A 24330-nucleotide genomic window follows, 5' to 3' on the forward strand; every position below is an offset into this window, starting at 1 on the left:
ACAAGATCGCAATGGCGCGCGCATTGATGATCCAGGGGGCCGGCTCGGACGTGGGCAAATCGCTCATCGTCGCCGGCCTTGCGCGCGCGTTCACGCGGCGCGGCCTGCGTGTGCTCCCGTTCAAACCGCAGAACATGTCGAACAATGCCGCCGTCACGGTTGATGGCGGCGAGATCGGCCGTGCCCAGGCGCTTCAGGCCCTCGCCGCGGGCGTCGAGCCGCACACCGACATGAACCCGGTGCTGCTCAAGCCTGAGACCGATATCGGCGCACAGGTGATCGTGCACGGTAAGCGCATCGCCACCGCACGCGCCCGCGACTACGCTGCAATGAAGCCTTCCTTGATGGGCGCCGTGCTGGAGAGCTTTGAGCGGCTGAAGACGCGCGCCGACGTCGTGCTGGTCGAGGGTGCCGGCAGCCCGGCCGAAGTCAATCTGCGCAAGGCCGACATCGCCAATATGGGCTTTGCGCGCAAGGCCGACGTGCCGGTGGTGCTGGTCGGCGACATCGATCGCGGCGGTGTCATCGCGCAACTCGTCGGGATCAAGATGGTGATCGACCCGGACGATGCCGCGATGATCCGGGGCTTTGTCATCAACAAGTTCCGCGGCGATCCCACGCTGTTCGACGACGGCTACCGGCTGATCGAAACGAAAACGTCCTGGCACGGCTTCGGCGTGCTGCCGTGGTTCACGCGCGCCGGCGAGCTTCCGGCCGAGGATGCGCTGGGGCTGCGCGACGCGCGAAAGCCGGGCCAGTACAAGATCGCCTGTCTCGCATTGTCGCGGATCGCCAATTTCGACGACCTTGATCCCTTGAAGCTGGAGCCCGGCGTCGATCTTGTGATGGTGCGACCGGGCGAAGCGATCCCCGGTGACGTCCGCCTTGTCATCATCCCCGGTTCCAAGTCCACCCGGGGCGATCTCGCCTTCCTGCGCGCGCAGGGCTGGGACATTGATCTCCTCGCCCATCACCGCAGGGGTGGTCACGTGCTCGGCCTCTGCGGCGGCTACCAGATGCTGGGGCGAAGCGTCGCCGATCCCGACGGTATCGAAGGGCCGGCAGGCGAAACGCCAGGCCTCGGGCTTCTCAACGTGACGACGGAGATGAGCGCGCAGAAGACGCTGACGCGCGTCGCAGCCGTGCATACGGCTACCGACCAGCCGATCGAGGCCTACGAAATTCACATCGGCCGCACCGAAGGGCCGGATCGCGCACGCCCGTTCGCAAGGCTCGACGGCGCACCGGAAGGCGCCATCTCACGCGACGGGCGGGTGCACGGCAGCTATCTGCACGGCCTCTTCACCTCGGATGATTTCCGCAAGGCGTTTCTTGCAAAACTCGACATTCCCGGTGGCGACGAGCCCTACCACGCCAGGGTCGAAAGCGCGCTCGACGCGCTCGCCGAGCACATCGAGACGCATCTTGATGTCGAAGGCCTGCTCGCGCTGGCGCGCTGAGCGCTCAGCGCGCCAGCACATCCGCGAGGCGCGTCCATTCCGGCTCGCCGCCCGGAAGCCCCAGACGCAACCATGTCGGCTTCTGCGCGAAGACGCGCGACCAGATGTGGGCACGCGCGAGCTTGTCCTGCGCTACCAGCGCGTCGCCGGTCTCGTAGAGACGAAACAGCGGCGTGCCGCCGACGAGCCGCCAGCCTTGCGACTGCACCATGGCGTCGAGCCGAATGCTGTCGCGCACGAGCCGCGCTGCGGTTGCCTTGGCCCAGTCATCATCGCGCAAGGCGCGTTGCCCGATGGCAATCGCGGCGCCCGACACCGGCCACGGGCCGGACATCGCCGCGAGCGCTGCGACATCGGTCGCATTGCCGAGCGCGAAACCGAGCCGCAGGCCGGCAAGCCCGTAGAACTTTCCGAATGAGCGCAGGATCAACAGTCCCGGCCGATCGGCCTCACGCGCAAGCGACAGGTGCGGCAGCGCGTCGGCAAAGCTTTCGTCGATCACGAGGCGGCCGACGCGCGGCAGCAGCGCCAGCAGCGTCTCGGGTTGGTGGCATCGGCCGTCGGGATTGTTGGGGTTGACGACAAGGGCGAGGTCGGTGCCTGCGAGCGCATCCAGCTCGCCGACCTCTTCAACGTCCCAGCCCGCGGCCACAAGAACCGCGGCATACTCGTTATAAGTCGGCGCGAGAATGCGGGCGTGGCCGCGCGATGCAATGTGCGGCAGCAATTGAATCGCGGCCTGCGCGCCACCTAGCGCAACGACCGGCGCGCGCGTCCCATAGGCGTGTTGCGCGGCCTGATGCAGCGACTCGATCTCGGATCGCGACGGCAAAGCGCTCCACTGCGGCAGACTCACCTCGACGGCCGGGTAAGGCCGCCGGTTGATCCCCGTCGAGAGATCGATCCAGTCCTCCGCGCGTCCGCCGAAACGTTGCCGGGCCTGATCGAGGTTTCCACCGTGCTCGCGCATGTCTTGTTCTTTCACGCGAAGGCGAGGATCGCAAGGACGCCGGCGAGCAGCAGCATGGCGCGGCGATAGATCGTCAGCCCATGCTTGAGGTCGGCGGCGAGCGGATCGCGTGCACCTTCGTTCAGCCAGGGCTCGTTGGTGATGCTGCCGTGATAGATGCGGGGACCGCTGAGCCGCACGCCAAGCGCGCCGGCCATGGCGGCTTCCGGCCAACCGGCATTGATCGAGCGGTGGCGGTTCGCGTCCCGCGTCATGCACGACAGCGCCTCTGGCGGCCGCGGCGCCAGCAGCACGAAGAGAAAGCCGGTGAGACGCGCCGGAATGAAGTTTGCGACATCGTCGATGCGCGCTGCGGCCCAGCCGAACGCCTCGTGCCGCTCGGTGCGATGGCCGATCATCGAGTCCAGCGTGTTAATAGCCTTGTAGCCGAAGACGCCGGGCAAGCCGAACAGCGCGCCCCAGAACACGGGCGCGACGATGCCGTCGGAAGCATTCTCCGCCAGGCTCTCGAGAGCCGCACGCGCGACGCCGGCCTCGTCAAGCGTAAAGGGATCGCGCCCGACGATGCGCGACACGGCCGCGCGCGCGCCGGCGATGTCGCCGGCCTGCAACGGATCCGCGACCGCAGCCACGTGATCGCCCAGCGAACGCAACGCGACCAGCGGCCAGGCGAGGACGCCCACCAGCACGATCCCGATCCAGCCCGAGGAGAGCATGGACTGAAGCACCCAACCGAGCGCGGCGGACAGCGCGATCACGACGAGCGCGCCGGCAATGCCCGCGACGCGGCGAAGCGCCGGCGCATCGGACGGCCGATTCCAGGCGGTATCGATGGCCGTGATCAGCCGGCCGAGCCAGGTCACGGGATGGCCGATCCGCGCGAACAGCGGCGATGGCCAGCCCACCAGGGCATCCACCGCCATCGCCACCACCATCGCGCCCGCAAAACCCACGCAGCTCTCCCGTCTCGCTTTGCCCCTGATGCGCAAGACCCCGGCCGAGCGCAAGCCCCCGTCTGCCTGATTTCGGCTTTGTCTTTGCCCGCGTTTGGTGATTAGTGCTGGCCGACAGGAGACTTTGATGGCCGTCATTTTGATCACGGGCGGAGCGCGATCGGGCAAGAGCCGGCGCGCGGAGGCGCGCGCGCACAACTTTCCGGGGCAGCCCGTGTACATCGCAACGGCCGAGGCGCTCGATGCCGAAATGACGGAGCGCATTGCAGGACATCGCGCGCGGCGCGGAACCGACTGGATCGAGCGCGAGGAGCCGCTGGACCTCGTGCAGGCGCTGACTGAGACCGATGGCGGCGGCGCAAGGCTCGTCGACTGTCTGACATTATGGCTGTCCAACCTGCTCCATGCGGAGCGCGACTGGACGCGCGAGGTCGCACGGCTCGCCGAGGCCCTGCCCCGCCTCAAGAGTCCGGTCGTCCTCGTCAGCAACGAGGTCGGCCTCGGCATCGTGCCCGACAACGCGTTGGCCCGCGCCTTTCGCGACGCCGCCGGGATCATGAACCAGGCCATCGCGGCCATTGCCGACGAGGTCGAGTTCGTCGTCGCCGGACTACCGATGAAGCTGAAATGATGCTGCGCACCGAGCTTCTGCACGACATCGTCACCGATCTCAGGATCGCGGCGTCGTTCGTCACGGTCCTGCCGTTGGCACCGTCCAAGCCGGCCGGCAATGGCGCGATGGCGCGCGCGAGCTGGGCGCTGCCCGTCGCCGGCCTGCTGGTCGGGCTTGCAGGGGCGGCGGCCTACGCGATCGCGAACCGGGTCGGGCTGCCGTCAGCCGCGGCCGCCCTGTTGGCGCTGGCTGCGACCATCCTCATCACAGGTGCGCTGCACGAAGACGGGCTTGCCGATACCGTTGACGGGCTCGGCGGCGGGCGGACACGCGAGCGCAAGCTCGAGATCATGCGCGACAGCCGGATCGGGACCTATGGCGTTTGTGCGCTGATCCTGTCGTTCGGCCTGCGCTGGAGCGCGCTCGGGGCCATCACCGATCCCTGGCTGGTAGCGCTCGCGCTGTCGTCGGCGCATGTCGCATCGCGCGCGGGCCTGCCGGCCTTCATGTCGCTGGTGCCATCGGCACGGCCGGACGGACTTTCGGCGAGTGCGGGCCAGCCACCGGGCCCAAGCGTGGCCCTGGCGTTTGGTTTCGGTATCCTCGCTCTCGTCATCGCACTCGGGCCGGGCAAGGCGCTGATCGGCCTGATCCTGCTGTCGCTCGCGGGGCTGATCCTAGCGCGGCTCGCCACGCGTCAGATCGGCGGGCAGACCGGCGATATCCTCGGCGCGTTCGAGCAGATCGGCGAGATTGCGATCCTGCTGCTGGCGGCAGCAAGCCTGCAGATGGGGCGATGACCCCATGGTCGAGTTCGACGACCTCTTCCGCCGGCAACTGCACGAGCTGTTCGTGTGGCGCCGCGACGTGCGCCGCTTCCGGACCGATCCGCTGCCGGATGGCACCATGGAGCGGCTGATCGAGACGGCCTGCCTTTCGCCCTCGGTCGGCCTCAGCCAGCCCTGGCGTTTCGTCATCGTTGCGGACAGTGCCAGACGTCACGCCGTGATCGACGATTTCAAGGCGTGCAACGAAGATGCATTGAAGTCCTACGCCGGCGAGCGCGCTGGCCGCTATGCGGCGCTAAAACTCTCCGGCCTCGAACAAGCGCCAGGTCATCTCGCCGTGTTCGCGGACAAGGGAAGCGACATCGGCCATGGTCTCGGCCGCGCGACGATGCCGGAGACGACCGAATATTCCGTGGTCGCGGCGATCACCGCGATGTGGCTCGCCGCGCGCGCCGAGGGCATCGGCCTCGGCTGGGTGTCGATCCTCAATCCGGATCGCATCCACACCATTCTCGAGGTGTCGCAGACCTGGAAATTCATCGCCTATCTCTGCATCGGCTATCCCGAGGCCGCATGCGACCGGCCCGAGCTCGAGCAGGCGGAGTGGGAACATCGACGGGGAGCGGAGGAGTTCACGTTGCGGCGGTAGAGTTCGTTGGTGGCGTAAGCGCGAGGCGCACGTATGGAGTTGCCTGCTACATTGAACCTCGTTGACGTGACGGTGAGCCCACATCTGGCGCTCACAAAACCTGGACGACTGCGGTTAGACCGGTTCAGAAAGCTTGGTAGGCTCGTGACGGCACTGGCTCATGCAGCGACGCTACTTGCGGCGTTTGCCGCAACTCGCGCATACGCCGCTGATATAGGTTATCTGGCTCCCCCCGGAGTCGCTGCGAACGAGTTTCCCTCACCGCAGCGCCCTGTTGCACGGATTGTCAGCCCACGCCGCTCCGCCGAAGAGCACCGCGACGCCCTCAATGAGGCCGGCCAAATCGCACGTCTTCTTGAACTGAAACCTGGCATGACAGTCGGCGACATTGGTGCAGGCAATGGCTACCACACGGTCAGACTCTCGCACCTCGTCGGACCCGCCGGCTCTGTCGTTGCCCAGGACGTCACGCGGGACTACCTCATGGAGCTCGCCAAGCGAGCAGAACTTCTGAAGTTGACGAACGTGCAATTCGCACTCGGCGAACCACACGACCCGCGCCTGCCCGCTTCCTCGCTGGATGCCGCAATCCTTGTGCACATGTACCACGAGATCGCCCAACCCTATGCCTTCCTCTACAATCTCGCGCCCGCCTTGAAGCAGGGTGCGCGGGTCGGAATTGTCGACCTTGAACTTCCGACGTCGAAGCATGGCACGCCAATCGAGCTCTTGCGTTGCGAATTGAACGCCGTCGGCTATCGCGAGGTCGCCACATATAAGCTCGCAGGGGACGGAGGATACTTGGCGGTATTCTCTCCGCCGGAGATAGCGGGTCGAAAATCTCCCCGAGATATCGTTGCTTGTGGGGATCACTCCGGCACTCACTGATATCACGCCCGCCACCCTGCTTCTTGGCTCTGAGCTGCCTAGGCTCTGCCTAGCTGTACGTCAGTTGCTAGGGGTGAGGCAGACCCATTGTGCTCGGTGTGAGTTCTTCTCAGTTTGACCCAACTCGGACGTTAAGCGGCTAGTCTGCGGCTGCCTGGGGCGAATCCGCCCCTTCCGTCCCGATGGCCAAGACAGATAAGATGCCCGCTCTCGACCCAGGGGCGGAAATGACGCGCGTGGTAAAGACGGGCAACAAGGCAACCAAGGCGAGAGCCCGCAGGAGAAGTGCGCCAAAAGGTCGCAAATCGGCCAAGACGAAGTGCGGGATAGCCCCATCTGTCACTCGTCGCGAGGCAGTTTCGGTTGCCGATCTACAGGCGCAGCTTGAACGTCGGACTGTAGAGCTGGATCAAGCGCTGGAGCAGCAGGCCGCGACTTCGGAAGTGCTGCAAGTCATATCCAGTTCGCCTGGTGAGCTTGGGCCGGTGTTCGAGGCCATGCTGGAAAATGCCGTGCGCATCTGCAGCGCCAGTTTTGGGACGCTGCTCCTATACGAAGGCGACAGGTTCCGGCGGGTGGCGCGAATGGCCGCGCAAAACGTGCCGCAATCGTATGCGCCCGACCAGGAAACGCCGCCACACTTCATCGCGCCGTTTGATGGGACGCCTTCGCTGGGACGCCTCGTCGAGACCAAGGCGCTGGTTCACATTGCCGATATTGCCACCGAGTATCCCGACGATCTGATCTACAAGGTCGCCGCAGCCCGCACCGTTCTGATTGTGCCGATGCTCAAGGAGAGCGAGCTTGTCGGCGCCTTTGCCGTCTACCGCAAGGAGGTGCAAGAGTTCAGCGACAAGCAGGTCGAGTTGCTAGAAAATTTTGCGGCACAAGCGGTGATCGCCATCGAGAACACGCGGCTGCTCCGCGAGCTGCGCGAGCGCACTGACGATTTGACTCGTTCCCTCGACGACCTGCGCGCCGCGCAGGATCGCCTGGTGCAGACCGAGAAGCTGGCGTCGCTCGGCCAGCTCACCGCCGGCATCGCGCACGAGATCAAGAATCCGCTCAACTTCGTCAACAATTTCTCCGCGCTCTCGGCCGAGCTCACCGACGAGTTGAACGATACGCTGAAAGCCGCCGCTCTGAACGACAAGCTCCGCGAGGAAGTCAACGAACTGACGAAGTTGCTCAAGGAGAATCTTGAAAATGTCGTGCAGCACGGCAAGCGCGCCGACTCCATCGTCAAGAACATGCTGCTGCATTCCCGCGAGGGGCCGGGTGAGCAGCGGCCCGCCGACATCAATTCGCTGGTGGATGAAAGCCTCAATCTTGCCTACCACGGCGCGCGCGCCGAAAAGCCCGGCTTCAGCATCACGCTGCAGCGCGACTTCGATGCGAATGCGGGTGCGGCCGAGCTGTTTCCGCAGGAGATCACGCGCGCGTTGCTTAATCTGATCTCGAACGGTTTCTATGCCGCGACTAGGCGAAAGGCCGAAGCAGCCGACGATACCTTTGAGCCTGTCCTTAGCGCTGCCACCAAGAACCTTGGCAAGACAGTCGAAATCCGGATTCGCGACAATGGTGTCGGCATTTCGCCCGAAGTCAGAGAAAAGATTTTCGATCCCTTCTTCACCACCAAACCGGCGGGAGAAGGAACGGGGCTCGGCCTCTCAATGACCCATGACATCATTGTCAAACAACACGGCGGCAGGATCGACGTCGAGACAGAGCCTGGCGCATTTACTGAGTTTATCATTACCCTGCCGCGCGGCGACGGCACCGCATCCGGCCAGCGGCCGAAATGATTGCTTATGGCCCATCAGCGAAATTACGCCGCGTCTGATGGAGGTCCGCTCATTGCTGCAGACCGGACCAGATTTGCTCAACCTGAGTTCTTCGCATTTTGACCCAAAGGCGAATCCCGCCAGCGGCGGCCTGTGAGGCAGATTCCGCATGGATCAGGCAGCGGATTTTCCTGCTAAGATGGGATGACCATACTTTCGCGGCTGACCCGACCTCCGGCCGTGGGTGGCGGGCAACCGCAAATTCGGAGGGATTCCGCATGCGACGTTATCTTTTAGGGCTCTATGTTCTAGGGCTTTCATTTTTCGGCCCCTCTTCGAATGCGCAGCTTCTGGCACAAGAGATCAAGCCTAGCTGGTCGATTCCACCAGAAATCAAATGGGAGGCCGTTAATGGATACCCTATGGCGTACAGAGATGCAGGCAGCGGAACGCCCATCGTTCTCGTGCACGGCTCGATCAACGATTACCGAACTTGGAACGCACAGTTTAACGTTTTTAGCGAAACTCATCGGGTGATCGCGGTCAGCTTGAGGCACTTCTACCCGGAGCGATGGGATGGGGTCGGCACCGATTTTTCGATTGAGCAGCACGCTGATGACGTTGCTGCTTTGATTGAGAAACTGAACCTTGGAAAGGTACACCTTGTTGGACACTCGCGGGGCGGCGCTGTTGTAATCGAGGTTGCCAAATCGCATCCCGAAGTTATTCGAACCCTTGTTTTGCCGGATGCCAGTATCGAGATGCCGATGCCAGAGACGACCGAGGCCAAGGAGGCAGCAGGATCCACCAAAAAGCTCGTCGGCACCTTACAAACAAACCTAAAGACTGGGGACCCGGTTAAGGCAGCCGAGGTGTTCGTTGACATGGCGAACGCGGCACCTGGCACGTGGCTAAAATTGTCCGAACCTGTGAAGGAGATGATTCTGGCGAACATTTATACAGGATTGGGCGATAAAGGCCGTCCCCTTACATCATGTGATGATCTCAAGAAATTCGACTTTCCGGTTCTGTTGATGACGGGCGACAAAAGCCCGAAAAAATTTGAGTTGTTCTACCGCGAAATGCGCAAGTGCAAAGACGATCTTCCCCAAACGATAGTGATACCAAACGCCGGTCACGCCATGCAGCGAAACAACCCAGAAGCCTTCAACAAAGTTACCCTGGCGTTCGTTTCTCAGCACTAAGGATCGGCACTACTGCACCAGATGAGTCCGGTTCTGGCCCTTCTCGACCGTCACTGGCACTTGCCTGGACGTCGGCTGTGAGGGGTAGAGCCGCCATGGCCGACACGCGGCGAAAACGACGCGATTGACCCCTACCGGAAGTCGGTGGGCCCAATTTGGCCGTCCACCGTTGGCAGGTATCGCAGCCATTCGCCGGATCGGATGCCTCGCGGGTCAAGACCTCGGTGCGAGGCGACGTAGTCGATCTCGCTGCGCGTGGTGCCGATATCCATCAGCTCCCTGTCACTTAAATCGGACAGGGAGGCGCGCAATCTTTGGCGTTCGCGGCGCTCCTGAAAGGCATCCCAATATTTCCAGATAAAGCTAGAGACCTGCCGGGTCGATACGGATGTCCGTTCCAGCCACTTTGTGCCGTGGGTCGTGCTCATTGCGGTGTCTCCCTCGGACGGTGTTTTTCCACCCGCACGAGGGTGCCGCGAGATCTGCGGGCACGCTTGACCGGCAGCTTACATTTTCCTCACCGACAGTTTATCCTTCCGAATTCTAGCGGGGTTCAAAGCGGTACCCGGTGATCGGGGGGCCTCACCCAAGGGATTCGTACCTTGCGCTATCTCTTCGAGGAGTACGCATTCGATACCGACCGGCGCGAACTGCGTCGTGGAGCAGATGTCGTCCCCATCGCACCACAGGTCTTCGACCTTCTCGATTACCTGATCCGCAACAGGGAGCTGGTCGTCAGCAAAGACGACCTCATCAATGCCATTTGGAATGGGCGCAGCGTTTCGGATGCAGCACTGACGACTCGGCTGAATGTCGCCCGAAGCGCAATTGGCGATTCCGGGGAGGAACAGCGCCTGATCAAGACGTTGCCGCGCAAGGGATTCCGTTTCGTCGGACAGGTGCGGGAGGTGCGAGAAGTTGCCGGCCTAAATCACAGCGATGCGCCCGCGAGCGCTCTTGCGCTTCCCGATAAGCCGTCCATCGCCGTGCTGCCGTTCGAGAACATGAGCGGCGATCCCGAGCAGGAATACTTCGCGGACGGAATGGTTGAGGAGATCATCACCGCGCTCTCGCGGTTTAAATGGTTATTCGTCATCGCTCGGAACTCGAGCTTTACCTTCAAGGGCAAAGCCGTCGATGTGAAGGAGGTCGGACACAGGCTTGGCGTCCGGTATGTCCTTGTAGGGTCTGTGCGCAAGGCGGCGGGAAAAGTTCGCATCACTGGGCAATTGATCGATGCGACTACCGGGGCGCACATCTGGGCGGACAGGTTCGAGCGTGACCTGACAGACATCTTCGCTCTTCAGGACGATGTTACGATCGCCGTTGTCTCAGCCATTCAACCAAAATTGCTTCAAACAGAAATTTCAATGGCAACGCGGCGGCGGCCTGAGAACCTCACCGCATACGATCTTTTTCTCCGAGCCATGCAGCAGTCTTACATATCGACTCGCGAAGGGCTGGCCGAGACGCTGCGGCTGGCTCATCGCGCTTTGGAGCTAGACCCTCGGTTCGGCCTTGTCGCTGCTCTGGCAGGTATCTGCCACATGCAAAACGTCCTTTTTGGCTATGCTGCCGATGCTCAATTCGAGCGTAAGGAAGCAATTCGGCTTTCCCGCTTGGCCTTGAGCGTCGACGATGGTGATCCGGACACGTTAGCAGCGGCTGCCCAAATCTCGGCGTTCATGGTCGGCGACAGTGAAAGTACGATCGAAATGGCTGACCGGGCGGTCGCGCTCAACCCAAATTCATATCTTGCGTGGACCCGCAGAGGCTGGGTCTATAGGATCGCGGGGCTGCCGGAAGAAGCGGTGCGGAGCTTTGAACGTGCTATTCGCCTGAGCCCGGTAGACCCGCAGCTACACATAGCTTTTTTTGGGATGGGCATGGCCTTTATTGAGCTTGGTCGGTTTGACGAGGCAATCGTCGCAGGGAAAAAAGCCCAACGTCAGCACCCCTCCTATGTCGGAGCTTACCGCTGTCTCGCGTCCGCTCTCGCTCATCTCGGACGTGACGCGGAGGCCCGTGAGGCAGCGGCTCGTCTGCGTGAGGTCGATCCCGCCTTTACAATCTCTGCGTTCATCGCTCGGGGCGGTCAATCAAACGCGAAGCTGTTGATTGAGGGTCTCCGGAAGGCGGGATTGCCCGAATGAGCCCGCGACTTGTGCCGGACGAGTGATCGAATACGAGACGCAATTTGCTGCGATGCATGAGTCCGGAAGTGGCCCGAGGCCGACATGCAGCCATGTCGGCTTCAACGTCGCCTTCTTGGAGAAATGCGGACGCGACAGTTCATGAGCGCGCGCTCACTTGGTCCGCCGCCTGGCACCGGATGTGATAGACACCTCCACCGGCGCCTCCTCGTCGTTGCGCCCGAAACGCTCGACCAGAAAATCGATGAAGAGCCTCACCTTGAGCGAGAGGTGCCGCGTCGGCGGATAGACCGCGTAGAGCGCCAGCGGCGGCGCCGAATAGTCCTTAAGCACCGCGTGCAGTTCGCCCTTCTTCAGTGCGTCGGCGGCGATGAATTCCGGCAGCAGCGCCACACCCCTGCCCCGGATCGCGACATCGCGCAGCACTTCCGCATTGTTGACGCAGAGCGACCAGGCCGGCTGGATCCAGTGGTCGCCGTCCGCGCCCGTCAGCTTCCATTGATTACCGGTGAGCAGGAAGCGGTAGGTCAACGAGGCGTGATTGCGCAGCTCCTGCGGATGTTTCGGCGTGCCGTGGCGCGCCAGATAATCCGGCGAGGCGCAGATCAGCCGCGCAACGGGCACGATCTTGCGCGCGATCAGGCTGGAGGATTCCAGCTCCGCGATCCGCAGCGTCACGTCAAAACCGTCCTGGACGGGATCGAGCAGATCGTCGCTGAGCACGAGCTGGAGCTGAAGCTCCGGATATTTTTCCATGAACTCGGCCAGCACCGGCCCGAGCCGCATGGTGCCGAAGGACATCGGCGCGTTGACGCGCAACAGGCCACGCGGCGCCGACTGCAACTGCGTCACCGCCTGATCGGCGGCTTCGATCTCGGACAGGATCACGACCGCGCGCTCGAAATATTGTTGGCCGTTCTCGGTCGGGCTCGCATGCCGCGTCGTGCGGTTCAGCAATTGCACGCCGAGACTCTCCTCGAGATCGGCGATGTATTTGCTGATGGCGGAGCGCGAGAGGCGCAATTGCCGGCCGGCCTCGGCAAAGCTGCCGCTTTCGACCACTTTCACGAAGGCGCGCAGGCTGGCGAGTTTATCCACCCTGTGATTGTTTCCAAATCATAGACATAGCGGTCATAATTGCACGGATTGTCTCCAATTCAAAGCGGCACGATATTTCCTGGCAGAGCAAGGCCGCTCACGAGCTTTGGAGGATGAGATGTCTGGACTGCACCATGTCACTGCGATTGCCGGCGACCCCATCAGGAATTTCGGCTTTTACACCCGCGATCTCGGGCTGCGCTTCGTCAAGAAGACGGTCAATTTCGATGATCCGTCGACCTATCACTTCTATTATGGCGATGAGACCGGCCACCCCGGCACTATCCTGACCTTCTTCCCCTGGCAGGGCGTGCCCACGGGGCGCCGCGGCGTCGGCGAGACGCATCAGACCGCCTTCCGCGTGCCGCAGCGCTCACTCGGCTACTGGACGCAGCGCTTCACCGAAAAGGGCATCGCTTACGAGGCGCTGGAGAAGCGGTTCGGCGAGTCGGTGCTGCCGTTCACCGATCCGGACGGCATGGCGCTGGCGCTGGTCGGCGTGCCCGGTGCCGAGAATGAGCCCGGCTGGAGCAATGGCAACGTGCCGGCTGAGCATGCGATCCGCGGCTTCCATGGCGTGACACTGCTGCTCGACAGCGCGGCGAAGACGGCTGCCGTTCTCACCGACGTGTTCGGCTTCGAGGAGACGGCGCGCGAGGGCTCCGTGATCCGCTTCAAGGCGCCGGGCGATGCGCAAGGCAGCGTCGTCGACATCTACGAGGCCAAGGGCTTTCTGCGCGGACATCAGGGTGGCGGCTCGGTGCACCACATTGCTTTCCGCGCGGCCGATGATGCCGAGCAAGGCAGGATGGCGCAGAAACTCGTCTCCAACCATGGCCTGCACCCGACCGAGCAGCGCGACCGCAACTACTTCCGCTCCATCTACTTCCGCGAACCCGGCGGCGTGCTGTTCGAGATCGCGACCGACATTCCCGGCTTCGCCGTCGACGAACCCGTGGCCTCGCTGGGACGCGACCTGAAGCTGCCGGGCTTCCTCGAGCCGCATCGCAAGCAGATCGAAGGCGTCCTGCCGAAGCTGGAAGAGACCGCGTCATGACCGAGAGTTCATTCGTTTATCGCTTCGAGCCCGCGAGCAGCGCGGGCTCGGCGCCGCTCCTGCTTCTTCATGGCACCGGTGCGACGAGAACGACCTGCTTGGGCTCGGCCGGATGATCTCGCCCGGCTCCGCCCTGCTCTCGCCGCGCGGTCGCGTGCTCGAGCACGGCATGCCGCGCTTCTTCCGACGTCTCGCCGAAGGCGTGTTTGACGAGGAGGACGTGCGGCGGCGCGCGCTCGAGCTTGGCGCCTTCGTCGATGACGCCCGAGAGCGGTACGGCATCGCGGCGCCGGTCGCGGTCGGCTTTTCCAACGGCGCCAACATCGCGGCGGCACTGTTGCTGTTGAAGCCTGAGGTGCTGGCCGGCGCGGTTCTGCTGCGTGCCATGGTGCCGCTGTCGGATCCGCCCAAGGCCGAGCTCAAGGGCAAGCCGGTCCTGCTCCTGTCGGGACAGGGCGATCCGATCGTGCCTGCCACCAACTCGGCGCGGCTCGCCGCGCTGCTATCGGAGGCTGGCGCGAGCGTGACCCACAAGGTCCTGCCCGCGGGCCATCAACTCACACAGGCCGACGTCGCGCTCGCCCGCGACTGGATCGGCAACGTCGCCGCCGAAGCGGCGTGATTTGATAAGCGGCGCGCAGTGTAAGAGCTGTGCGCCGCTCACTCCTTTGCCTCAATCGAACCAGCCGCGCTGCATGAACCAGATCAGAGGCAAGACGCCGCTGGCGATGACGGCGAGCCACGCCAACGGATAGCCGAACGTCCAGCTCAGCTCGGGCATGTTCTTGAAGTTCATGCCCCAGATGCCGACCAGGATCGTCGGCGGCACACCGACCACGGATACGATCGTGAGGATCTTGAAGAGATCGTTCTGCTGGATGTTGACGAAGCCGAGGACGGCGTCGAGCAGGAGCTGGATCTTGTCTGACAAGCGCGTCTCGTAATCACTGAGCGATGCGACGTCCTTTGATACGGCTTCAAGGCGCTTCTTCGACGAGGCCGTGATCCACTCGCTTCCGACCTCGTCCGCGAAGGTTGCAATTCGGCCGACGCCAAGCAAGACGTCTCGCGCCTTGGCGAGGCGGTCGGCCAGGTCGCCGACGTCCTCCAGCGCTTCACGCATCCTGCGGCTGGAGCGAACGGGACGCTTGGTTCGAACGAGCCCACCCTTGAAGACGCGCCTCGACAGCGTATCGGTTTGCGCGCCGAGGTGCTCCAGGACATCGGCGCCGCGCTCGACCATGGATTCGAGCAGGCTGGTGAACACGCACATGCCGTTCTCGAGGCTGTCGTCCGAACCGATGCGCTTGCCGACATCGTCGAAGACAGGGAGCGGCCAGAAGTGCACGGTCACCAGCACCCGCGGCCCGATGATGAAGCCCACCGGCGTGATCTCGGCCTCGTGGTCCTCGTTAAGTCTGACGGCCGGCGAGCTGAGATAGAGCGTGCCGTGGTCGAAGATCAGGCGGCTTGAAGCTTCGATCTCGCTCAGCGTCTCTTCGGAAGGGATGCGTATCTTGAGCCGCCGCTCGACGAATTGCTTTTCTGCGGCCGTGCCATTCAGCAGATCGGCCCAGATGATCCCGGACGGCATCTCAGCGCCGATGTTCCGCCAGTCATCGGTCGGCCACCTGTACAGTTTGAGCAATGACCAAACTCCGTCATCGTGTCGGCACGCCGGATCGTGCACCCGGCCGGCCGGCTAACGCACGGGGGTTCCAAATGTTCAACGCGGCGGTAGCCTCAGCGCCACAGATTGGAGATCGCAGCGCTGTCGCGGGCGCATCGTTCACGCTGAACCGGGGCGCGTGCTCATAAACAAGCGCGAGATGAACTTCGCCGAGCATCTCTCGGCGCCGAGAGTATTGAAGTCTAAAGGGAGGGCAAACCGGGCGGCGGCTTGCGCATGTTGGAGGCCTGCTCGTAGGCGTAGGCCAGGCGCAGAAGTTTGTGCTCGCTCCAGGCACGACCCGCGAAGGTGACGCCGAGCGGATAGTCGGGCGTGTCCTTGCCATCGACCCCCGAGACGAAGCCGCCAGGCACGACGACGCTGGGATAGCCCGCTTTGGCGGCGATCGCGGCGCCCATCGCGCCGGGGAACAGGACGGCATCAAGTTTATGCAGGTTCATGTAGGCGTCCATGCCACGCGTCCTGGCGGTGAGCAAATCCATGACGCGTGCCGACTTGTACTCGCGCTCACTCAAATCGCCCCTGGTGAGGTTAGCGGCGAGGAACAGGTCCTGGCCGAAACGCAGCGTCTTGCCGGCATTCGCCTCGTTGAACGCCACGATGTCGGCGATGGTCTTGATCTTCGTGTTGGTCGCCCAGTCCTTCAGGTAGAGGTTGAGGTCACGCTTCAGTTCGTAGAGGAAAACAATCCGCTGCGCGACCGGATTGCCCTTGTTGCCGCTCAGCGGATTGCGGTTGAGCACGGCCATGGTCGTTCCTGGTCCGCTCATCCAGCCGGCCGCCGGCATACTGGCGCGCACGATGACGGCGCCCAGATCCGCCAGCACCTTGATCACGTCGGCCATCACCTTGGCCCCGCTGGGTGGCAGCTTGCCGTAGAAGCAGTCGTTCAGCGGGTCGGCTGGGTCGCTCGGCACGCCGATGCGGGCGCCCTTCATCGCATCGTGCGCGAGGTCGGCGGTGTAATCGGCCGGCCGCCGCTGCCGTTGTGTCACGGGGTCGAGCGGGTCCTCGGCCGCCAGCACGTTCAGGAGCATCGCCGCGTCGCGCACCGTACGCGTCATCGGCCCTGCGGTGTCCTGGCTGTGCGAGAGCGGCAGGATGCCGGCACGGCTGATCAGTCCGACGGTCGGCTTTACGGTGACGATGCCGTTCCGGCTGGCGGGTGCAGCAGCGAGCCCGAGGTCTCGGTGCCGATCGAGGCCGTGCATAGACCGGCCGCTACAGCGACCGCCGAACCCGAGCTTGAGCCCCCCGGGTTCACCACCGGGTTGCCTTGGTCGTCGATAAGCGTCGGCGCGTAGGGGTTCTTCACCTGACCGCCCAGCGATGAGTAGCCCGAGGGCATGTCAATTGCGAGCATGTTGGCGAATTCCGTCAGGTTCGCCTTGCCCAGGATCACCGCGCCTGCATCCCGCAGCAGCTTGACGACGGTGGCGTCGTCCTTGGCGCGCGCGCCTTCCAGCGCCAGCGAACCCGCCGTCGTCGGCTGTTCGTCGCCGGTCGCAATGTTGTCCTTCACCAGGATCGGGATGCCAGCCAGCGGCCGTTTGACCGACGGCTTCGTGTCGTCGAGCTTGCCCGCGATCGACAGCGCGTCGGGATTGAGCTCGCGTACGGAGTTGAGCATCACTCCATCGCGGTCGTAGGCCTCAATGCGCGCGAGATAAGCTTTGGTCAGCGCCGTGGCAGTAACCCGCCCACTGGCCAAAGCATGGGCGATATCGCTCATGGGCGAATTCTCGAGCTTCAGCGAGGTCGGTGCCTCGGCGCTGACGGCAGCCGCGACGCGGCGCGCATCGCGGCGGATTGGCTTCTTCATGGCGTGCCCCGCCTGGCGGCGCGTCTCGAACCATGAGGCCGAGCTCCGATGATGGTATCCTGCCGGTGTTTTGTCCGACGTGTCAACGGCTTCACAGGATGTGCAAGCCGTCCTTCCGGCCGTCACCAGCTACTTTGCATGGGGTTGTTTTTCAGATTTTTGTTTGGACCCGCCAAACGACTTACCTCACCCCACGAACGAAGGGAGAGGTAAACGTTGAGGCAACAGGCTCGCCCTGATTGGCCGGGCGTTACTCCCAGTACCAGGTCGAAAAATCGTTCTCGTACTGCGGGACGTCCTTCCAGACGCCCTTCAGCTTCTTGTTGGTGATGGTGATGAGCTGCGGCTGGTACAGGAAACCGGCGACCGCATCGGTGGCCAGCATACGCTGGGCATCGCCGAGCAGCTTGGCGCGGGCAGCCTCATCCGGCGTCGACACGATCTGCTTGTAGAGCGCGTTGAACGCCTCGTTGTTGTAGCCGAGGTAGTAGTCCGGCTCGGTGATCTTGACGAGGTCGAACGGCTCGACATGGCTCACGATGGTGAGGTCGAAATTGTGCGGACCATTGCCGGCAAACACCTGCGACAGCCACTGCGCCCATTCGACGTTCTCGATCTTGGCGATGATGCCGACCTTGGCGAGCTGGGCCGCGAGGATCTCGCCGCCCTGCCGCGCATAGGACGGCGGCGGCAGCTTCAGCGACACCTCGAGCGGCGTGGTGACGCCGGCCTCCGCCAGCAGCTTCTTCGCCTTCTCGGGATCGTAGGGATTGATGCCGGTGGTGTCGACATAGCCGAGCGCACCGGGCACGTAGAAGCTGCCGATCGGCGTGCCGAAGCCGTCGACCGCGCCGTCGATCATCGCCTTGCGATCGATCGCAGCGAGAATGGCCCGGCGCACGCGCACATCATCGAGCGGCTTCTTCCGCTCGTTGATGCCGACGATGGTCTTGGCCCTGGAGCCGCCGACCTGGACGTTGAAGCGCGGATCGGCCTTGAACTGCGCGATGGTGCGCTGGGCCGACACGCGCGGGAACGCGTCGACGTCGCCCGAGAGCAGCGCCGCGGTCTGCGCGGCCGGATCGGAGATGAAGCGGATCGTCACCTTCGACAGCTTGATCGCCGAAGTGTTGCGATAGTCCGCCCATTTGTTCAGCGTGATCGAAGAGCCCTTGGCCCAGGCGCCGAGCTGGTAGGGACCGGTGCCGATCGGTTGCGTCGCATCGGTCGGTGCGCTCTTCGGCTCGACGATCGACGCGCTTGCCTGCCCCAGCAGGAAGGGCAGGTTCGGCTCGGCATATTTCAGGGTGATCACGACCGTGTCGGCATCGGGCGCTTCGATCTTCTCGAAGCTCTGGAACAGGCTCTTGTCCTTGTTCGTGCTCGTCGCCACCGCGTTGCGTTCGAACGAGAACTTCACCGCGGCGGAGCCAAACGGCTCGCCGTTGTGGAATTTGACGCCCTTGCGCAGCTTGAACGTATAGGTCTTCAGGTCGGGCAATGCGGTCCAGCTCTCGGCCAGCAAGGGCGACGTCGAACCGTCCTCGTTGATCTTGGTCAGCGTCTCGTAGATATTGTAGAGCGTGACTTCGGCAATCGCCGCAGCGGCTGCGGTGGTGGGATCGAGTCCCGGCGGCTCCAGAGCCATCGCCATGACGACGCTGTCTTTCTTGCTCTGCGCCATGACCGGCAGCGGCGCCGCGGCGAATGCGGCGGTGAATGCGACGATGGTTAATTTCTTGAACATGCGTTACTCCCCGGCCTTCTTTCAATCTACGCCGATCCTGCCCCGAAACACTAACCTTCCATGGCAGCTTGCGGCAACGCCGCCACGGCCTCGGCCTTATGGCAGGCGGCGAGATGCGCCTCGCCGATCCTGCGTAGCGGAGGCGGAACGTCACGGCAATGCTGATCGGCGAGCGGACAGCGCGAGACATAGGGGCATCCGGTCGCGGCCGCCGATTGCGAAGCGATCGCCTGGGCGCCACGCCGCCGCCGGCCACCGCCGGCGCGGGCGCGCGGTACGGCGTCCAGCAGGGCCCGCGTATAGGGATGGGCGCAGCGCTTGAACAGGTCTTCGGGACGCCCCTGCTCCACGATCCGGCCGAGATACATCACGGCGACCTCGTCGCAGAGATAATCGACGACCGCGAGGTCATGGCTGATCAGGATGTAGCTCAGGCCGAACTGCTCCTGCAGATCCTGCATCAGGTTGAGCACCTGCGCCTGCACGGAGACGTCGAGCGCGGAGACCGGCTCGTCGGCGACGATCAGCTTCGGCTGGGTGATCAGGGCGCGCGCAATCGCGATGCGCTGGCGCTGGCCGCCGGAGAATTCGTGCGGATATTTGTCCATGTCGGCATCGCGCAGGCCGACCTGCCTCAGCACAGCCGAAACCCGCGCGCGCAGCGTGCTGCGATCGGTCTCCTCCAGCACGGTCAAGGGCTCCGCGACGATGCGCGCGATGGTCTGGCGCGGGTCGAGCGATCCATAAGGATCCTGAAACACCATCTGGAAATCGCGCCGGGCCCGGCGCAATTCATCGGCCGGGATGCGGTTGAGGTCGCGGCCGAGCAGCGCGACCTGCCCCGACGTCGGTCGCTCCAGCGCCATCACCAGTCGCGCGAAGGTCGACTTGCCCGAGCCGGATTCGCCGACGACGCCGAGGCTCCTGCCCGCCGCGACCTGCACGCTGACGCCGTTCAGCGCGAGCACTTGCGACGGCGGCCGGAACAGGCTTTCGCGCGGCAGGGTGTAACGCTGCACCAGGTCTTTGACGTCAAGGAGCGTATGCGAGGCGGCGGTCATGCGGACACTGCTCCGACGCGATCGGCCATCGAGACATCCGTGCGCAGGCAGCGCACGTCATGGCCGGGTCCGACCTCGACCATCGGCGGCAGCGCCGCGCGGCACCTGTCCTCGACGAGCGGGCAGCGATCGGAGAAGGTGCAGCCCGCCGGCAGGTCGGCGAGCTCCGGCACGGTGCCCGAGATGGTTTTCAGCCGCGTCCCTTTGCGCGCACCAAGGCGTGGGCGAGCGCGAAACAGGCCCTGCGTATAGGGATGCCCCATGCGCCTGAACACCTCGTCGGTGGGGCCGCTCTCGACCACGGTGCCGCCATACATCACCATCATGCGCTGCACGTTCTCGGCGATGACGCCGAGGTCGTGCGAGATCAGGATCATCGACATGCCGCGCTCTTCGACGAGATCGGCAATGAGATCGAGGATCTGCCCCTGGATGGTGACGTCCAGCGCGGTGGTCGGCTCGTCCGCGATCAACAGGTCCGGCTCGCAGGCAAGCGCCATGGCGATTGTGATGCGCTGGCGCTGGCCGCCGGAGAACTGGTGCGGATAGGCGTCTATGCGCTTCGCCGCATCGGGAAGGCCGACGCGGTCGAGCAAGGCGATCGCTTCCCTTCGTGCCTGCGCCGCCGAATAGTTCTTGTGACGGCGGAGCGGCTCGGCCACCTGGTGCCCGATCGTGTGCATCGGGTTGAGCGCGGTCATCGGCTCCTGGAAGATCATGCTGATGCGGTTGCCGCGCAGGCGGCAGTAGTCGCGGTCCGAGAGCCCGACCAGCTCGCGGCCCTCGAGCCGGATGCTGCCGCCGACGACGGCGCTGTCCGGCAACAGTCCCATCAGGGACAGCGCCGTAACCGACTTGCCGCAACCGGATTCGCCGACCAGTCCCAGCGTCTCGCCGCGCTTCAAGGAAAAGCTGACGCCGCGCACGGCCTGCGCCGGGCCGCGGCTGGTGTTGAGGCGGACGCCGAGATTGTCGACCTCGATCAGCGGCGCGATTGCGGGAGTGCTCATCATCATCGCTCCCGCGCCAGCCTGGGATCGAGCAGATCGCGCAATCCGTCGCCGAGCAGATTGAGACCGAGCACCGCGATCGCGATCGCCGCCCCGGGATAGACCGCGAGCATCGGCGACTGGAACAGCAGGGTTTGCGCGTCGTTCAGCATGCGCCCCCAGGACGGCTGCGGCGGTTGCGTGCCGAGGCCGAGATAGGACAAGGCGGCTTCGGCGAGAATCGCGAGCGCGAACTGGATCGTCGCCTGCACGATCAGGATCGACAGGATGTTCGGCAGCACGTGCTCGATGGTGATGCGGAAACTGCCCTTCCCCGCGGCGCGCGCCGCCAGGACGAACTCGCGGGCCCAGATCGCGTTGGCCGAACCGCGCGTCAGACGGGTCAGCGTCGGGATCTGGAAGATGCCGATGGCGACGATCGACGTCACCATGCCGGGCCCCACGACCGCAGCGAGCATGATGGCGGACAACACGGCCGGAAAGGCGAAGGTGAAGTCCGAAAAGCGCATGATGATCTCTTCGGTCCAGCCCCGGCGCGCCGCGGCGATCAGGCCGAGGCAGACGCCGAAGGTGAGACCGATGCTGACCGCGATGATGCCGACCAGGATGGTCGAGCGGGCACCGGCCAGCAGCAGCGAAACGATGTCGCGGCCGAAGGAATCGGTGCCTAGCCAGTGCGCCGCGGACGGCGGCTTGAGCTTTGCGGCGATGTCGATCTCGTAGGGCGACCACGGCGTCCACACCAGCGACAATAGTGCAGAGGCGAGAACGAGCAGGCTGAGCACGCCGCCGACCACGAAGCTGCGATGCCGCAGCGCGCGGCGCCAGAACGTGCGGGCCGGGAGAGGACGCGCGGCGACCGGCGCGTCAAGCGACGAACTCAGCGGCGCGCTCACAGGTCGTGGACCTTGATGCGGGGATCGATGAAGGCATAGAGCACATCGACCACGAAGTTGACGATCACGACCATCGCCGCGAGCAGCATCACACAGTTGCGCACCACGATCAGGTCGCGATTGGCGATCGACTGGAAGATCAGGCGGCCGAGCCCCGGCAGATAGAACACGTTCTCGATCACGATGGTGCCGGCGAGCAGATTGGCGAACTGCAGGCCCATCACCGTCATCACCGGGATCATGGCGTTGCGCAGCACGTGGCTCCACAACACCTCGCGCTTGCCGAGCCCCTTCGCACGCGCCGTGCGGACAAAATCCTCGCGCAACACTTCCAACACCGCCGAGCGCGTCACGCGCGCGAGGATCGCGGCCTGCACCACCGCGAGCGAGATCGCCGGCAGCAGCAGCGATTTGACGCCGGGCCAGATGCCGTCGTCCCAGCCGGCAAAGCCGCCGGCCGACAGCCATTGCAGCCGCACCGAGAACAACAGGATGAGGAGGATGGCGAACCAGAAGTTCGGCAGCGCCAGGCCCACTTGCGTCAGCGACATCACGCCGACGTCGCCGAGCTTGTTGTGGTTGGCGGCGGTGTAGATACCGGCGGAAAGCGCGAGCGCCACCGTGATCAGCATGGACATGATTGCGAGCGGAATGGTCAGCACCAGCCGCTCCGCGATCAGGCTAGCTACCGGCGTGCCGTAGACATAGCTGTTGCCGAGATCGCCCGAGAGCAGCCCCTCGATCCATTGCAGGTAGCGAATGGTCAGCGGCTGGTCGAGCCCGAGCTTGACGGTGAGCGCGCGCACCGCGTCCGGCGACGCATCGGCGCCCATCAGCATCTGCGCGGCGTTGCCGGGCAAGGCATCCAGCACCAGGAAAATGATCAGGGATGCGCCGACCAGCGTCGCCAGCAGGGTCAAGAGACGTCGGAGGACAAATACGCTCATGCGCGCTCGGATTCAGGGCTCACGGGCGGCACGATCAACATGTCCGGGCGCCCGACGCAAGCCCCCTGCTGCACGCCATCAACGCCTCACTCCGGCCAACGGGACAGAAGGTCGTGCGAGGCCTCGAACAGCGCGCTCACACGCAACAATTCGGCATCGGCCCGGAAGCGGCCGACGAGCTGCAGTCCGATCGGGAGGCCGTCGTGGCCGAAGCCGCAGGGCAGGCTCACCGCGGGGTGCCCGGTCATGTTGAACAGCATGGTCCACGGGAACCAATGCGGTCGGACGCTGTCGAACTGCTGACCGTCGATCTCGATGGTGCCGAACAGGTCCTGGTCGATCGGCAGCGCGGTGCGGGTGACGGTCGGCATCGCCAGCAGATGCCCACGCGCAAGCAGGGATTGCACCCGGCGGAACAGCGCGGTGCGCGCGAACATCGCCTCCTGATAGTCGACGCCGCTGACATTGGTCGCAAGAGCGACCTGCTTCACGAAAGTATCGCTCAGGACGTCGCCATGCTCGGCGACGAGCTTCGAAAACCGCGTGCGCCAGACCGTGTGGTTGATGGCGCGCCAGATCGGCTCGATGTCGAACCCCTCGCCGGAAAACTCCTCGAGCTCGGCACCTAAGCCTGCCAGCCGGTCGAGGCTCGCCTTGAAGCTGGCCGCGACGTCGGCGGACACGGGACGTCCAGGCGGCGACAGGCAGAACAGGATCCTTTGCCCGCGCAGATCGCCGCGCGGCGCTGCCGTGCCGATGAAATCGGAGACGGGAACGCCGATCGACCAGGGATCGGAGGCATCCTCGCCGGCCATCGCCTGCATCATCAGCGCAGTGTCGGCGACGGTGCGCGTGGTCGGCGTGACATAGGTCTGGTTGCCGAAGGCATCCTGCACCTGGCTGTGCGGAATGACGCCGTTGCTCTGCTTGATTCCGACCACGCCGTTGCAGGCGGCGGGGATCCGCGTCGAGCCGCCGCCATCGGTCGCGATCGCGAGCGGCGCGATGCCGCTGGCGACGGCCACCGCGGCGCCGCCGCTGGAGCCGCCGGAGGAACGGCCCGCATCCCACGCATTGCGGGTGCGGCCGAACAGCGGCGAGTCCGTCAGGCACTTGCTGCCGAATTCCGGCGTCGTAGTCTTGCCGATCAGGATCGCGCCCTGAGCGCGCAGTCGTGCGACGGCGACAGCATCCTCCTTCGGAACATTGTCCTTGTAGGGAACGGCGCCGAAGGTGGTCTTCACGCCCCTGGTGTTGACGATGTCCTTGACGGTAACGGGAAGGCCATGCAGCAGGCCGAGCGGCTCGCCTGCCATCACCTTGCGCTCCGCCTCGCGCGCCTGTGCCATCGCCTCATCGCCGCACAGCGTGATGAAGCAGTTCAGCTCTGGCTGAAGCGCCTCGGCGCGCGCGAGCACCGCGCGGGTGATCTCGACCGGCGAAAGCTCCTTGCCGCCGATACGGGCGCGCAGCTCGGTGGCGGACAGGAAACAGAGATCATTACTCATTGAAGGACCAGCTCGCATCAGAACGCGCGGA

At 64.3% G+C, this 24330-nt stretch carries 22 protein-coding genes and 1 pseudogene; 10 read left to right on the forward strand and 13 right to left on the reverse strand.

Annotated elements, in window-relative coordinates; translation table 11 throughout:
* The first annotated feature begins 11 nt into the window (after nucleotides 1–11).
* Nucleotides 12–1460: a cobyric acid synthase gene (locus MTX21_RS10920; protein WP_280964808.1), complete on the forward strand. Its 1449-nt coding sequence runs from the start codon at nucleotides 12–14 to the stop codon at nucleotides 1458–1460.
* Between the two features lie 4 nt (nucleotides 1461–1464).
* Here MTX21_RS10920 and cobD read toward each other — a convergent pair whose 3' ends face one another.
* Nucleotides 1465–2430 carry a threonine-phosphate decarboxylase CobD gene (gene cobD, locus MTX21_RS10925; protein ID WP_280964809.1) on the reverse strand — a complete coding sequence of 322 codons (966 nt, stop codon included), beginning with the start codon at nucleotides 2428–2430 and terminating at the stop codon, nucleotides 1465–1467.
* Nucleotides 2431–2441: 11 nt separating this feature from the next.
* Entirely contained in the window at nucleotides 2442–3383 is a 942-nt protein-coding gene (gene cbiB, locus MTX21_RS10930; RefSeq protein ID WP_280964810.1) for an adenosylcobinamide-phosphate synthase CbiB, read from the reverse strand.
* Between the two features lie 127 nt (nucleotides 3384–3510).
* Here cbiB and cobU point away from each other — a divergent pair, with 127 nt between their 5' ends.
* From cobU to MTX21_RS10960, 6 genes are all read left to right on the forward strand, one after another.
* Nucleotides 3511–4014, forward strand: a complete 504-nt coding sequence (gene cobU, locus MTX21_RS10935) for a bifunctional adenosylcobinamide kinase/adenosylcobinamide-phosphate guanylyltransferase (RefSeq protein WP_280964811.1) — start codon at nucleotides 3511–3513, stop codon at nucleotides 4012–4014.
* The gene (gene cobS / locus MTX21_RS10940; protein ID WP_280964812.1) at nucleotides 4011–4796 is read left to right on the forward strand and encodes an adenosylcobinamide-GDP ribazoletransferase; all 786 of its coding nucleotides are present in this window, start codon (nucleotides 4011–4013) and stop codon (nucleotides 4794–4796) included. Before cobU ends, cobS begins: the two co-directional genes overlap by 4 nt.
* 4 nt (nucleotides 4797–4800) lie before the next feature.
* A complete protein-coding gene (gene bluB, locus MTX21_RS10945) occupies nucleotides 4801–5433 on the forward strand; it encodes a 5,6-dimethylbenzimidazole synthase (RefSeq protein WP_280964813.1) in 633 nt (210 codons plus the stop codon).
* 51 nt (nucleotides 5434–5484) lie between these two features.
* Nucleotides 5485–6321, forward strand: a complete 837-nt coding sequence (locus MTX21_RS10950; RefSeq protein ID WP_280971376.1) for a methyltransferase domain-containing protein — start codon at nucleotides 5485–5487, stop codon at nucleotides 6319–6321.
* Between the two features lie 200 nt (nucleotides 6322–6521).
* Entirely contained in the window at nucleotides 6522–8126 is a 1605-nt protein-coding gene (locus MTX21_RS10955) for a sensor histidine kinase (RefSeq protein ID WP_280964815.1), read from the forward strand.
* A 257-nt stretch (nucleotides 8127–8383) separates the two neighbouring features.
* Nucleotides 8384–9310: an alpha/beta hydrolase gene (locus MTX21_RS10960; protein ID WP_280964816.1), complete on the forward strand. Its 927-nt coding sequence runs from the start codon at nucleotides 8384–8386 to the stop codon at nucleotides 9308–9310.
* A gap of 131 nt (nucleotides 9311–9441) precedes the next feature.
* Here MTX21_RS10960 and MTX21_RS10965 read toward each other — a convergent pair whose 3' ends face one another.
* Nucleotides 9442–9738, reverse strand: a complete 297-nt coding sequence (locus MTX21_RS10965) for a DUF1127 domain-containing protein (protein WP_280964817.1) — start codon at nucleotides 9736–9738, stop codon at nucleotides 9442–9444.
* Nucleotides 9739–9912: 174 nt separating this feature from the next.
* On the opposite strand from MTX21_RS10965, the gene MTX21_RS10970 reads away from it, so the two are divergent.
* Entirely contained in the window at nucleotides 9913–11463 is a 1551-nt protein-coding gene (locus MTX21_RS10970; RefSeq protein ID WP_280964818.1) for a winged helix-turn-helix domain-containing tetratricopeptide repeat protein, read from the forward strand.
* 153 nt (nucleotides 11464–11616) lie between these two features.
* Here MTX21_RS10970 and MTX21_RS10975 read toward each other — a convergent pair whose 3' ends face one another.
* On the reverse strand, nucleotides 11617–12561 hold the full coding sequence (locus tag MTX21_RS10975; protein ID WP_280964819.1) for a LysR family transcriptional regulator: 945 nt from the start codon (nucleotides 12559–12561) through the stop codon (nucleotides 11617–11619).
* Between the two features lie 118 nt (nucleotides 12562–12679).
* Here MTX21_RS10975 and MTX21_RS10980 point away from each other — a divergent pair, with 118 nt between their 5' ends.
* Together MTX21_RS10980 and MTX21_RS10985 are read left to right on the forward strand one after the other, a co-directional pair.
* On the forward strand, nucleotides 12680–13618 hold the full coding sequence (locus MTX21_RS10980) for a ring-cleaving dioxygenase (RefSeq protein WP_280964820.1): 939 nt from the start codon (nucleotides 12680–12682) through the stop codon (nucleotides 13616–13618).
* Nucleotides 13615–14240, forward strand: a pseudogene (locus MTX21_RS10985) (alpha/beta hydrolase). Before MTX21_RS10980 ends, MTX21_RS10985 begins: the two are co-directional and overlap by 4 nt.
* Before the next feature lie 51 nt (nucleotides 14241–14291).
* Here MTX21_RS10985 and MTX21_RS10990 read toward each other — a convergent pair.
* The 9 genes from MTX21_RS10990 to MTX21_RS11030 all read right to left on the reverse strand — a co-directional run bounded on the left by MTX21_RS10990 (nucleotide 14292) and on the right by MTX21_RS11030 (nucleotide 24299).
* Nucleotides 14292–15266, reverse strand: coding sequence for a magnesium transporter CorA family protein (locus MTX21_RS10990; RefSeq protein WP_280964821.1), 975 nt, complete (start codon nucleotides 15264–15266; stop codon nucleotides 14292–14294).
* Between the two features lie 224 nt (nucleotides 15267–15490).
* The gene (locus tag MTX21_RS10995) at nucleotides 15491–16519 is read right to left on the reverse strand and encodes an amidase family protein (RefSeq protein ID WP_280964822.1); all 1029 of its coding nucleotides are present in this window, start codon (nucleotides 16517–16519) and stop codon (nucleotides 15491–15493) included.
* Nucleotides 16444–17130: an amidase family protein gene (locus MTX21_RS11000; RefSeq protein WP_280964823.1), complete on the reverse strand. Its 687-nt coding sequence runs from the start codon at nucleotides 17128–17130 to the stop codon at nucleotides 16444–16446. Before MTX21_RS11000 ends, MTX21_RS10995 begins: the two co-directional genes overlap by 76 nt.
* Before the next feature lie 250 nt (nucleotides 17131–17380).
* Nucleotides 17381–18877, reverse strand: a complete 1497-nt coding sequence (locus MTX21_RS11005) for an ABC transporter substrate-binding protein (protein ID WP_280964824.1) — start codon at nucleotides 18875–18877, stop codon at nucleotides 17381–17383.
* Between the two features lie 50 nt (nucleotides 18878–18927).
* Entirely contained in the window at nucleotides 18928–19938 is a 1011-nt protein-coding gene (locus tag MTX21_RS11010) for an oligopeptide/dipeptide ABC transporter ATP-binding protein (protein WP_280964825.1), read from the reverse strand.
* Nucleotides 19935–20954 carry an ABC transporter ATP-binding protein gene (locus MTX21_RS11015; protein WP_280964826.1) on the reverse strand — a complete coding sequence of 340 codons (1020 nt, stop codon included), beginning with the start codon at nucleotides 20952–20954 and terminating at the stop codon, nucleotides 19935–19937. Before MTX21_RS11015 ends, MTX21_RS11010 begins: the two co-directional genes overlap by 4 nt.
* The gene (locus MTX21_RS11020) at nucleotides 20951–21844 is read right to left on the reverse strand and encodes an ABC transporter permease (RefSeq protein WP_280964827.1); all 894 of its coding nucleotides are present in this window, start codon (nucleotides 21842–21844) and stop codon (nucleotides 20951–20953) included. The genes MTX21_RS11015 and MTX21_RS11020 overlap by 4 nt, the downstream gene beginning before the upstream one ends.
* Nucleotides 21841–22791 (reverse strand): ABC transporter permease, encoded by a 951-nt coding sequence (locus MTX21_RS11025; protein ID WP_280964828.1) that lies wholly within the window; start codon nucleotides 22789–22791, stop codon nucleotides 21841–21843. The genes MTX21_RS11020 and MTX21_RS11025 overlap by 4 nt, the downstream gene beginning before the upstream one ends.
* A gap of 86 nt (nucleotides 22792–22877) precedes the next feature.
* Nucleotides 22878–24299 carry an amidase family protein gene (locus MTX21_RS11030; RefSeq protein WP_280964829.1) on the reverse strand — a complete coding sequence of 474 codons (1422 nt, stop codon included), beginning with the start codon at nucleotides 24297–24299 and terminating at the stop codon, nucleotides 22878–22880.
* Nucleotides 24300–24330: the final 31 nt, after the last annotated feature.

This window comes from Bradyrhizobium sp. ISRA430 (assembly GCF_029909975.1).
GTDB lineage: Bacteria > Pseudomonadota > Alphaproteobacteria > Rhizobiales > Xanthobacteraceae > Bradyrhizobium.